Annotated in this window: 13 protein-coding genes; 9 read left to right on the forward strand and 4 right to left on the reverse strand. The window is 68.4% G+C overall.

Annotated features, from left to right (window positions below):
* Nucleotides 1-6: 6 nt before the first annotated feature.
* Nucleotides 7-777 (reverse strand): 4,5-DOPA dioxygenase extradiol, encoded by a 771-nt coding sequence (gene ygiD / locus FCU40_RS21230; protein ID WP_168077691.1) that lies wholly within the window; start codon nucleotides 775-777, stop codon nucleotides 7-9.
* Nucleotides 778-880: 103 nt separating this feature from the next.
* Between ygiD and FCU40_RS21235 the strand changes: the two genes are divergently transcribed.
* From FCU40_RS21235 to FCU40_RS21245, 3 genes are all read left to right on the forward strand, one after another.
* A complete protein-coding gene (locus FCU40_RS21235; protein WP_168077692.1) occupies nucleotides 881-2,101 on the forward strand; it encodes an acyltransferase in 1,221 nt (406 codons plus the stop codon).
* A 69-nt stretch (nucleotides 2,102-2,170) separates the two neighbouring features.
* Nucleotides 2,171-2,944 carry a tyrosine-protein phosphatase gene (locus FCU40_RS21240; protein ID WP_168077693.1) on the forward strand — a complete coding sequence of 258 codons (774 nt, stop codon included), beginning with the start codon at nucleotides 2,171-2,173 and terminating at the stop codon, nucleotides 2,942-2,944.
* Nucleotides 2,945-3,058: 114 nt separating this feature from the next.
* Entirely contained in the window at nucleotides 3,059-4,504 is a 1,446-nt protein-coding gene (locus FCU40_RS21245) for an MFS transporter (protein WP_168077694.1), read from the forward strand.
* 15 nt (nucleotides 4,505-4,519) lie between these two features.
* Here the strand turns inward: FCU40_RS21245 and FCU40_RS21250 are convergent, their stop codons facing one another.
* The 3 genes from FCU40_RS21250 to FCU40_RS21260 all read right to left on the reverse strand — a co-directional run bounded on the left by FCU40_RS21250 (nucleotide 4,520) and on the right by FCU40_RS21260 (nucleotide 6,151).
* Nucleotides 4,520-5,098 (reverse strand): TadE/TadG family type IV pilus assembly protein, encoded by a 579-nt coding sequence (locus FCU40_RS21250; RefSeq protein WP_168077696.1) that lies wholly within the window; start codon nucleotides 5,096-5,098, stop codon nucleotides 4,520-4,522.
* Nucleotides 5,095-5,646: a TadE/TadG family type IV pilus assembly protein gene (locus tag FCU40_RS21255; protein ID WP_004621934.1), complete on the reverse strand. Its 552-nt coding sequence runs from the start codon at nucleotides 5,644-5,646 to the stop codon at nucleotides 5,095-5,097. The genes FCU40_RS21250 and FCU40_RS21255 overlap by 4 nt, the downstream gene beginning before the upstream one ends.
* Nucleotides 5,647-5,713: 67 nt before the next feature.
* Nucleotides 5,714-6,151 (reverse strand): pilus assembly protein N-terminal domain-containing protein, encoded by a 438-nt coding sequence (locus FCU40_RS21260; protein ID WP_168077697.1) that lies wholly within the window; start codon nucleotides 6,149-6,151, stop codon nucleotides 5,714-5,716.
* Between the two features lie 316 nt (nucleotides 6,152-6,467).
* On the opposite strand from FCU40_RS21260, the gene FCU40_RS21265 reads away from it, so the two are divergent.
* The 6 genes from FCU40_RS21265 to FCU40_RS23455 form a co-directional block, all read left to right on the forward strand.
* Nucleotides 6,468-6,650, forward strand: coding sequence for a Flp family type IVb pilin (locus FCU40_RS21265; protein WP_004621932.1), 183 nt, complete (start codon nucleotides 6,468-6,470; stop codon nucleotides 6,648-6,650).
* 188 nt (nucleotides 6,651-6,838) lie between these two features.
* A complete protein-coding gene (locus tag FCU40_RS21270; RefSeq protein ID WP_168077698.1) occupies nucleotides 6,839-7,351 on the forward strand; it encodes a prepilin peptidase in 513 nt (170 codons plus the stop codon).
* Between the two features lie 189 nt (nucleotides 7,352-7,540).
* On the forward strand, nucleotides 7,541-8,446 hold the full coding sequence (gene cpaB / locus FCU40_RS21275) for a Flp pilus assembly protein CpaB (protein WP_004621930.1): 906 nt from the start codon (nucleotides 7,541-7,543) through the stop codon (nucleotides 8,444-8,446).
* Nucleotides 8,443-10,140 carry a type II and III secretion system protein family protein gene (locus FCU40_RS21280; protein WP_168077699.1) on the forward strand — a complete coding sequence of 566 codons (1,698 nt, stop codon included), beginning with the start codon at nucleotides 8,443-8,445 and terminating at the stop codon, nucleotides 10,138-10,140. The genes cpaB and FCU40_RS21280 overlap by 4 nt, the downstream gene beginning before the upstream one ends.
* Nucleotides 10,141-10,149: 9 nt before the next feature.
* Nucleotides 10,150-10,842, forward strand: coding sequence for a CpaD family pilus assembly lipoprotein (locus FCU40_RS21285; protein ID WP_168077700.1), 693 nt, complete (start codon nucleotides 10,150-10,152; stop codon nucleotides 10,840-10,842).
* A partial coding sequence (locus FCU40_RS23455; RefSeq protein ID WP_241693678.1) for a hypothetical protein occupies nucleotides 10,842-10,945 on the forward strand: 104 nt, incomplete at its 3' end. The genes FCU40_RS21285 and FCU40_RS23455, both read left to right, overlap by 1 nt.

Here is a 10,945-nt window from a genome sequence, read left to right on the forward strand (position 1 = left end):
AAAACGCTACCCCACCTTCACCCCCGTCATCGAGATCGCCGCGAACACATCGTCGTTGAAGAAGCTGACCGCCTCGCCCTTGTCGGCCGCGCCCAGGACGTAGAGCAGCGGCAGATAGTGCTCGGCGCTGTTGATCGCGATCTCGGCGTCGGGGCCAAGCTCGCGCCAGTCGATCAGGGCGTCATGGTTTCCCGAGACGATCAGCGCCTTGGCCTCTTCGTTGAAGCGGTCCGCCCAGGCCGGCGCCTCGGGCCGGCGGAAGTCGGCGGCGCGCAGGTTGTGGACGATGTCGCCGCTGCCCATGATCAACACGCCCTCGTCGCGCAACGCCGACAGGCGCCGGCCGGCCTCGTAATGCCAGCGCTCGGGCCGGCCGCGATCCAGCGATAGTTGGACCACGGGAATGTCGGCGTCCGGATACATCGGGGCCAGGACGCCCCAGGCGCCGTGGTCGAGACCGCGCGTCGGATGCTGGACCACCGGATCGGGCGCGAGCAGCGCCGCCACGCGCGCCGCCAGGGCCGGATCGCCGGGCGCGGCGTAGCGGACGTCGAACAGCGCCCGCGGAAAGCCATAAAAGTCGTGGATGGTCTCGGGCGTCGCCGAAGCGCTGACCGCCGAGGCTCCGCGCGTTTCCCAATGGGCGCTGACCATCAGGATCGCGCGCGGGCGCGGCAGGTCCTGGCCCAAGCGGCGCCAATCGCGGCTCCATGCGTTGTCCTCGATGGCGTTCATCGGCGAACCGTGGCCGACGAACAGGACGGGCATTCGGGGCATTGAACCACCTATTGATAACAGAACCTGTTGCAGATAGGTCTCGCGACCTCTTACCGCAAGACGATCGTCCGGTGACGTCTTTTCGGTCGGCGCGCGCTTTGTTATGGCCAACCGCGTGACCGTTCCGCTTCCCCAGATCCCGGGCCAGATCCCGGTGTCGGAGCTGCTTGTTCCGACCGAGCCGGCGCCCGCCGTCGAGCGCGGACCGGCGGCGCCGGAGGCGGCCGTCCCGGCGCGGTCGGAGCGGGAGATCGTGCGCGGCGGCGCGCTGGACTTCCTGCGGTTCCTGGCCTCGCTGCTGATCGTTCTCTACCATTATGGCGCCGAGAGCCCGATCCGGCTGGAGCTGTTCGCCCAGGTGTTCTCGCGCGGCTTCCTGGCCACCGATTTCTTCCTGATGCTGTCGGGCTATGTGCTGGGGCGCGCCTATGGCCCCTCGACCCTGTCGGGACGGCTGAGTCCGGCCCGCTTCTGGGCGCGCCGCGCCGCGCGGGTCTGGCCGGGGCATCTGGTGGTGCTGGCCATGCTGGCGCTGCTGGTCCTGACGCTGAACCTGATCGGCACCGACGCCCACAAGCCCAGCCGCTTCATCTGGAGCGAGCTTCCGGCCCAGGCCCTGCTGATCCACGCCTGGGGCTTCCCCAGCGACGGCTGGAACCTGCCCAGCTGGTCGCTGTCGGCCCTGATCGTCTGCTACGCCCTGTTCCCGTTCTTCTGGCGCGCCGTCGACAAGGTGCGCCGCCCCTGGATCCTGCCGCTGATCGGGGCGGCGGTCATGGGCGGGTTCGAGATCCTTGCCCGCGCCGTCTTCCACCATCCGCTGCCGGACCTGCAGTTCCAGTACGGCGTGGTGCGGGCCCTGCCGCTGTTCGCCCTGGGCGTCTGCCTGGCGCGCGCCGTCGACATGCGCTGGCCCTCGGAGGCGATGGCCAAGATCCTGCTTTGGGGCGGGGTCGCCGTGCTGGTCGTCACCCAGCCGCTGGACCGCTACGCCCTGCCCGACGAGTGGATCTTCGACGTCCCGTCCCTGGCGGCCATCGCCGCGATCGTGCTGGGCGCCGGCCGCCTGCCGGTCAAGCGTCCGCGCAAGTGGATCGAGGAGGGCGCCAAGCTGTCGTTCGCCCTGTTCATCACCCACATCTTCGTTGGCGTGGCCTATTGGAGCTTCGTGCACCGCCTGATCGAGACCCGCCCGATCGACATCCGGCTGCAGTGGGTGATGTGGGTCGCCGGCTTCCCGCTGGCCTATGGCGCGGCCTGGCTGTTCCACACCTTCATCGACCAGCCGCTGCAGAACCGTCTTCAGCCCCTGCTGCGGAGGTAGGCGCGCGCCTTTGTCCATTGACGGAGGGAGACGTTGAAGCGGTCGCCTTCAACCGTTAAGGCCTTCGGCATGACCCGTCATATCCCCCTGCAAGGCGTCGAGAACTTCCGCGATTTCGGCGACTACGCCGCCGGCGCGGGGCGCGTCAGGAAGGGCGTGCTGTTCCGCGCCGCCCACCAGGCCGAGGCCACCGACGCGGATCTCGAGATCCTGGCGTCCCTGGGCATCGTCACCCTGGTCGACCTGCGCCGCCCCAACGAGCGCGAGCGCTCGCCCTCGCGGCGCTGGGCGGGTTTCTCGGCCCAGGTGATCGACAACGAGATGGGCGCCACGGGGCCGGACCCCTGGCTGGAGTTCCTGAAGAGCTCGGACCTCTCGGAGGCCTCGATCCACGGCTACATGGACGAATACTATCGCCGCCTGCCGTTCAAGGAGCGGCACATCGACCTCTTCCGCCGCTTCTTCCTGGCCCTGGCCGAGGGCAGGGGGCCGGCGCTGATCCACTGCGCGGCCGGCAAGGACCGCACGGGCGTCCTGGCGGCGCTGACCCACCACATCGCCGGGGTCGCGGACGACGACGTCATCGACGACTATCTGCTGACCAACGACCCCACCCGCTTCGACCGGCGCGGGGCGATCTTCATGGACCATATCGAGCAGGCCACCGGCCGGCGCCCGACCGAGGCGGCCATGCGCGCGGCCATGGGCGTGGAGGCCCGCTACCTGGCGGCCGCCTTCGCGGTGATCAAGCAAGAGCACGGCTCGCTGGACGGCTATCTGGAACAGGCGATCGGGCTGGACGCGCCGACCCGCGACAAGGTGCGGGCGCACATCCTGGCTTAGGACGCTTTTCCCGCGCCCGCCGTTTCCATCAAATCCTTAAGGTGACAAACGAGCGTTTAAGGTCCAGCCTCGTCTCACGACCCCGCCAGAGGGTCGAGTTCATTAGGATGTGGCATGAGCGAGTTGGCGGGCGCGCCTCCGGGCCTGAGTGATGTCGTCGCCGATGACGTGCTGGTTCCCGCGCCGCGAAAGCGGCTGTCCAAGAGCGCGCTCAGCTGGATCCTTCACCAGGGCACGCGCGATCCCTACGTCATCCTGGTCACCATCTACGTCTTCGCGCCGTATTTCTCGCGGGTCCTGGTCGGCGATCCGGTCAAGGGCCAGGCGGCGGTCGCCGACATCTCCACCGTCTATGGCGTGCTGACCGCCCTGACCGCGCCGCTGCTGGGCGCCTCGATAGAGCGCTATGGCCCGCGCAAGCCGCTGATGGCCCTGGTGCTGGCGGTGATGGTTCCGATCCTGTTCGCCCTGTGGCTGGCCAAGCCGGGCGGCCCGCCGGTCGGATTGATCGGCCAGGCCCTGATCGTGCTGGGCGTGGCCTATAACTGGGGCGACGTCACCAACAACTCGCTGCTGTCGCGCGCCGCCGAGAAGGGGCAGGAGCCGGTGCTGTCGGGCCTGGGCTACGCGTTGGCCAACGGCCTGTCGGTCTCGCTGCTGGTCTTCGTGATGTGGGCCTTCGTGCTGCCGGGCGTCGTCCCCTGGTCGTTCGTGCCGTCCGCGCCGCTGTTCGGCGTCAACCAGGCCGAGCATGAGCCCAGCCGCCTGGTCGGGCCGCTGTCCGGGGCGGTGATGCTGCTGGGCGCGATCCCGTTCTTCCTGTGGACCCGCGACGCCCCGCGCACCGGCGAGACCATCCTGGGCAGCCTGAAGGGCGGGGCGAGGCTGATCGTCGACACCTTCGGCAACCTGAAGGGCCACGCCGAGCCGGCCAAGTTCCTGGCGGCGCGGATGCTGTACTGCGATGGCATGACCGCGCTGCTGATCTTCGGCGGCCTGTTCGCCGCGGGCCTGATGAAGTGGGGCGAGCTGGAGATGCTGGCCTACGGCGTCACCTTGTCGATCTTCGGCGTGCTGGGCGGGCTGATCGCGCCATGGCTGGACAAGACCGTGGGGCCGCGTCGCGCGGTGCAGGTCGAGATCGCCGGCTGCATCCTGGTGCTGATGGGAACCCTGGGCATGGGGCGCGAGAAGATCCTCTACCTCTGGACCTGGGACGCGGCGACCCATCCGGCCGTCTGGAACGGCCCGCTGTTTCGCACCCTGCCCGAGCTGATCTATCTGGGTCTCGGGATGTTGATCGCCGTCTTCGTCACGGCCCAGTACGCCTCGAGCCGGACGCTGCTGGTGCGCCTGGCTCCGCCGGACCGCATGGCGGCGTTCTTCGGCCTGTTTTCGCTGTCGGGCACGGCGACCATGTGGCTGGGTTCGCTGCTGGTGGCGCTGGCGACCAAGGTCTTCCACAGCCAGGTGGCCGGCTTCATCCCGATCGCCGGACTGCTGGCCCTGGGGCTGCTGGGACTGTTCACGGTCAAGGGCGGCGGGCGCGCGGAGGCCTGAGGCGGGGGCCAGCGATCAGTTGGTCTGTGACCAGAGCACCGAGTCCGACTTGCGCGGGCGCAGGTAGTAGGTGCGATAGAAGTTCAGGGTCCGCGGCATCACCAGCTTGATCGGCGAGGTGTAGGCGTAGCTGACCTTGGCCATGATCACGCTCTGGCTGGCGGGCAGAACCCCGGTCGGAACATTGCTCAACACGGCGTTCTGAGCGGGGCAGTTGGGCATCGAGGGCGTGCTCGGCTGGCTCCAGGCCACCGTGTCCTTGCCCGTCGCGTCGGACACTACGCTGGCGACGCACATCTGCAGTCCGGCGGTCGGAAACGGCGCCATGATCGTGTTGCCGATGTTGAAGATGTCGCCGATCATCGTCGGACCGGTCTGGGTGCTTTGCGCCACCAGGTCGCCGATGGTCGAGGCGACGTTCGAGGCGCGGCGCTGGGCCATCATCGCCTGGGAAAGCTCGGCCAGGCCGCAGTACATGATGATCAGCACCGGCGCGATGAAGGCGAACTCGACGGCCGCGGCGCCGCGACGATCGCGCCAGAAGGCGAGCGGCTTCTTCCTCGCCCCCGCCTGGGTTGTCCTGGGCGCGCTCATTGGCTGTAGGGTTCGTTGCTGAAGGCGGTGGCGGCGTAGATGATCCGCTTGCCGTTCGCGTTTTGCAGGCCGGTCGGCAAAAGCGGCGTGATCAGCGGCCAGCTGTAGTAGGCGCGGATCAGCACGATCGAGCCCGCCGTGCCGGGATTCCAGCTCATGGTGGTCGGCACGGTCGTGTTCGAATTGGACGCGTTGCTGGAGGCGTAGTCCGCATAGGTGCGCACGTCGATCGACAGCGCCGAATTGCAGTTCGAGCCCAGCCAGCTCATCTTGGCGCAGACGGCGGTCTTGAAGCTGGCGGCGGTGCCGCTGGCGGACTGGACCTGGCCGGTGCGGATCGTGCGGCCGACATCGATGATGGCGTTTTCCAGCGTCAGCGAGACCAGCAGCACCAGGCCCAGCTCGATGATCCCGAAGACCAGAAGCAGGAAGGGGCCAGCCACGAGGGCGAACTCGACGGCGGTGGCGCCCCGCTCGCCGCGCGCGAAACGGCCGGCCAGGCGAGCCAGCCGTTCTTGGGCGCGGACGATGAAGAAGCGCGGACTCATGCGGTGCCTCTAATGATCGCGCGCACGCTAGCGCGAGATCCTCACCAAGAGGTTAGAGGCGCCGTGATCAGGGCGTGGGCGCGCCGGGCGTGGCCGGCGTGGCCGAGGCGGCGGCGGCCGGGGTCACGCGCGTGCACTGGCTGGCGCAGGCGTAGCTGGAGGCCGTGGAGCCTCGGTAGACGGTGACGCCCGTGGGGCCGACCTCGGAAACGACGATCAGGCGTTCGGCCAACGGACGGCCCTCGGGGCTGAACACCATCAGGCTGGTGACGCCCGGACGCTTGCCCAGAACGACCAGGGTGCGCTGGTTGACGAGGCTGACGTCGGCGACGGTCGGATCGCCGAGCACGATGTCGCGCGCCGCGCCGCCGAGATTCAGGTGCGTGGCCTGACCGGCGACGACCGGCAGCTCCGTCGAGGCGCCCGCCAAGGGGACGATTTCGGCCGCGGCGGCGGAGCCCGAGAGGGCCAGGACGAACACGAAAGTGGGCAAGAAGCGGCGCATGAAGGGTTTCCGATCCCGAGTGCGAACCGGTCCAGCATCGTTTTTTTTGGTCAACAAAAGACTAATAACCGCTCGAAGGCGTCAAAGCGACGCGGCGGAAAATCCTTGAATCAGAAGGCCTTGCGCCTCGCTGTTGGGCTCGTGGTTAAGAATAGATAACGGTAAATACAAATAAACCAAAAGAAAATCGGCAGAAACTATTCGCTGTTTACTGGCCATTAAGTGGGCTCGGCGAAATTGATCGTGTTTTCGGGGGTGAGCAAGTCGAACGGCTTGAGAGCCTCAATCAACTCAATCTGGTTTAGGAGACCAAGTCATGACCAAGTTCGTTACTCGCTTCCTGAAGGATGAATCGGGCGCCACGGCTATCGAATACGGCCTGATCGTCGCTCTGATCGCCGTGATCATCGTCACCGCCGTCCAAACCCTGGGTCAGAACGTCCGCACCGCGTTCAGCAAGGCCGGCAGCGCCGTGTCGACGGCCAACTCGGCCACCTAAGCCGAACCGTCGCACGCTCGAAAAGAGAAGGGTCGGGGCCCATGCCTCGGCCCTTTTCTTCTTTTTGGGCTTCCCGTCCGCCCGCCGTTTCGGCGGTTTTTTTCATGGCCGCGCGAGACCGGCGCGGGAAACCATTGCTTCACCGGTCCGCGCCACAATGCCCCGGTCGAAAGGGAGGCGTTTCGCCCATGCAGGCCGTCCAGATCTCGCTGCTGCTGGTTTTTCCGGCCCTGGCCATCGTCGGGGCGCTGAAGGACCTGACCAGCTATACGATCCCCAACTGGATCTCGCTGGCGCTGTTGGTCGCCTTCGTCCCGGCCGCCCTGGTCTGTGGCGCGTCGCTGGCCACCATCGGCCTTTGCCTGGCCGTCGGCCTGGGCGGGCTGGTGATGGGCATGGGCATGTTCGCCGCGGGCTGGATCGGCGGCGGCGACGGAAAGCTGTTCGCGGTCTGCGCGCTTTGGCTGGGCTGGCCGGCGGCGCTGCCCTTCATGCTCTATACGGGCCTGGCGGGCGGAGCCGTGACCTTCGCGATCCTGGCCCTGCGCTCGGGCTGGCTGGCGCCGGCCGTGGCCGGCGCGCCGGGCTGGGTCCGCAAATTGGGGACGACCAACGGCGACCTGCCCTATGGCGTCGCCATCGCCATCGGCGCCCTGGCGGCCTTCCCCGAGGGCGTGCTGGCCCGCGGAATCCTGGGTTGAGCCGACTTCGGTCCTGAATCGCCGCGCGACAGGCTGTCGCGCGTTTCCCGAGCGATTGGCGAAAAACTTTTAGCGGACGTTAACCATACGCGGGCCAGCATGAAGCGTGGCCAGAACGGCTGATTGACGAATCCCGCGTGCTTGCCGGACGGCGACCGTGGGCTCTCCGAAGAGTTTTTCGCCCGCGCCATGAGTCCCGTTCGCCTCTTGATCATCCTGATCGCCGCCGTCTCGGCCATCGGCCTGGCCGTGGTCCTGCAGCGCGCCCTCGGCGGCAAGCCGGTGGCGCCGGTGCTGACCCGCGCCGCGCCCGCCGCGTCGAACAAGCCGATGACCCAGGTGCTGGTGGCCAAGCGCGACCTGCCGGTCGGCACGCGCCTGGTGGCCGCCGACGTGGCCTGGCAGCCCTGGCCCTCGGACACCGTCAATGGCGCCTTCATCACCAACGGCGCGGCGCCGGCCAAGCCGGATGGCAAGGTCGCGGAGGTCAAGGCGCTGGCCTCGGTCGCCGCCGACCAGATGATCGGCGCCGATCCCGCCAAGGTGATCGAGGGCGCGATCGTGCGCGACCCGATCCTGAGCGGCGAGCCGATCACCCCCCGCAAGATCGTCCGCGGCGGCCAAGGCGGCTATCTGTCCGTCGTGCTCTCGCCCGGCAAGCGCGCCATGTCGGTGCCGGTCAGCTCCGATACGGCCGTGGGCGGCTTCATCCTGCCCGGCGATCGGGTGGATGTGTTGTCGACCCACGACATGACCGCCATGGACGCCTCGGGCGGCGGAGGCGGCGGCGGCAAGATGACCGTCTCCGAGACCGTGCTGCGCAATATCCGTGTCCTGGCGCTGGATCAGTCGACCGCCGCCGAGAAGGACGCCAAGTCGATCGTCGCCACCACCGCCACGCTCGAGGTCGGGCCGGAGGAGGCCGAGGTCCTGGCGCACGCCAAGGCCAGCGGTCCCATCGCCCTGGCCCTGCGCGCCTACACGGACCTGGCGGGCCCCTCGGGCATCTCCGAGCGCCAGGCGGAGCGCGGCGACTCGAGCGCCGTTCGGATCAACCGTGGCGGTCAGACCACCAGCGTTTCGGTGACCCCATGAGCCGTCTTCCGTCCCCCAAGTCCGTCTGGCTGACGGTCGCGGCCTCGACGCTGCTGGCCCTGAGCGGCGTCGCGCCGGCCCAGGCGGACGGTCCCGTCGAGGGGTCTCACGTCTATCGGCGCCCGGCCAGGATCGCGACCCGTCCGGCGCCGCCGCCGGCGCCCGCCCCGGTGACCTACGCGCCGCCGGCCGCCGAGCAGGTGACGCGGATCTTCATCACCGCCGACCAGACCGCCGTGACGGTGGAGCTGGCCAAGGGCAAGTCGGCGATCATCGAGCTGCCGACCGACGTCCGCGACCTGCTGGTGACCAATCCGACCGTCGCCGACGCCGTGCTGCGCGACAAGCGCCGCGTCTATGTGATGGGCGTCAGCGAGGGGTCGACCGACGCGGCCTTCTTCGACCCGGCCGGCCGCCGCATCCTGTCGCTGAACATCAAGGTCACGCCGCCGGTCGACCAGTTGGCCGACACCCTGGCCCGGGTCCTTCCCCAGGCGCGGATCAAGGTGGACCCGATCAAGGACAGCGTGGTGCTGAGCGGTCTGGTCCGCAGCGCCGCCGAGTCCGACGCGGCCTCGCGCATCGCCGCGCGCTATGTCGGCAGCGAGGACAAGGTGCTGAACATGCTGGCCGTCGCCGGCAAGGACCAGGTGACGCTGCAGGTTCGCATCGTCGAGGTGCAGCGCAACGTCATCAAGCAGCTGGGCGTCAACCTGAACGCGGTGCTGGGCCAGTTGGGCCAGAACCAGTTCTCGCTGGGCTTCTCGCCGACCTATGGCGTCAACGGCAGCCTGCTGGGCGGGATCACGGGCGGCTACAAGCTGGACACCACCAAGCAGCCGGAAATGATCGTGCCCTGTGTGGCGGGGCTGTCGGGCACCTGTAATCAGGTCGTGCACGACAAGGTCTTCACGACCTATGACGCCAAGGGCAATCCGATTACCGGCGTGAACGGGGACACGGCCACGGTCCAGACCACCGCCGGCAGCAAGGCGGTGAACCAGGCCACCGGCATGTTGCAGGCCTTCGAGCGGGTGGGCCTGGTGCGCACCCTGGCCGAGCCCAACCTGACCGCCGTCTCGGGCGAGGCGGGCCATTTCCTGGTCGGCGGCGAGTTCCCCGTGCCGACCGGCACCGACGCCACCGGCAAGGTCTCGATCGAGTTCAAGCCCTACGGCGTGGGTCTGGGCTACACGCCCGTGGTCATGTCGGGCGGCCGCATCTCGCTGAAGATCTCCACCGAGGTCTCCGAGCTGACCAGCCTGGGCGCCTATTCGGTCAGCGGGGGCAGCGGCAGCTCGTCGTCCCTGACGGTGCCGGGCCTGAACGTCCGCCGCGCCGAGACCACGGTCGAGCTGCCGTCGGGCGGCTCGTTCATGATCGCCGGCCTCTTGCAGCAGACCACCAAGCAGACGATCGACTCGCTGCCCGGCATGACCTCGATGCCGATCCTGGGCTCGCTGTTCCGTTCGCGCGACTTCCTGAACGGCGAGACCGAGCTGGTGATCATCGTCACCCCGTACATCGTCGATCCCACCAAGCCGCAGAATCTCCAGACCCCGGCCGACGGGCTGAGGATCGCCGACGACATGAGCACGGTCCTGCTGGGGCGGCTCAACAAGGTGGTCAAGGCGCCGGCCGGCGCGAACGCCGGGCGCGCCTATCAAGGCCCCGTGGGCTATGTGATCGAGTAGGGCGCAACCATGACGCAGATGTCCCCCGTCAAGACCGTCCTGAAGACCGCGCTGCTGGCCGCCACCGTCGCCAGCCTGGCCGCCTGCGCCTCGACGTCGCCCGACCAGGGGCCCTCCAAGACGGCGCGCACCGAGACCGAGCAGTGGATGGACCGCGTCAAGGTCAGCTCCGCGCCCGACGAAATCATCCTGGCGCCGCACGCCGCCGGCCTGTCGGCCAATCAGGGCGCGGCCCTGGAGGCCTTGGTCGATCGTTGGCTGGACGCGGAGGGCCGCGAACTGGTCGTCACCGCCCCCAACGCCTCGGGCGCCATGGCCAGCCAGATCCGCGACCGCCTGATCAGCCTGGGCGCGCCGTCCGCGCGCGTGCGGATCGTCGGCTTCAACCCGACCGGTCCGGATGACAACACCATCCGCGTCGGCTTCCTGCGCTATGCCGCCGAGCCGATCAAATGCGGTCAGGCCTGGGAAAACCTGACCAGGACCCGCAAGAACGAGGCCTACGAGAATTTCGGTTGCGCCATCGCCGCCAACCTGGCCGCCCAGGTCGCCAATCCCGAGGATCTGGTTCATCCGCGCGGCATGGATCCGGCGGACGCCGGACGCCGAGACACGGTGTTCAAGAAGTACCGCAAGGGGGAAACCACCAGCTCGGCCAAGGATGATCAGGGCAGCGGCGCGATTTCGAAGGCGATCCAGTAATGCGGCCGACCGACAGCGACCCCTTCGATCTGGGCTTCGACGCCGCCGACGAGTTCACGACCGGGGCCTCGGACCCCTGGCGCGCGTCGGCTCCGCCGTCGCT

The organism is Caulobacter sp. SSI4214 (assembly GCF_012184455.1).
GTDB classification, from domain to species: domain Bacteria; phylum Pseudomonadota; class Alphaproteobacteria; order Caulobacterales; family Caulobacteraceae; genus Caulobacter; species Caulobacter vibrioides_E.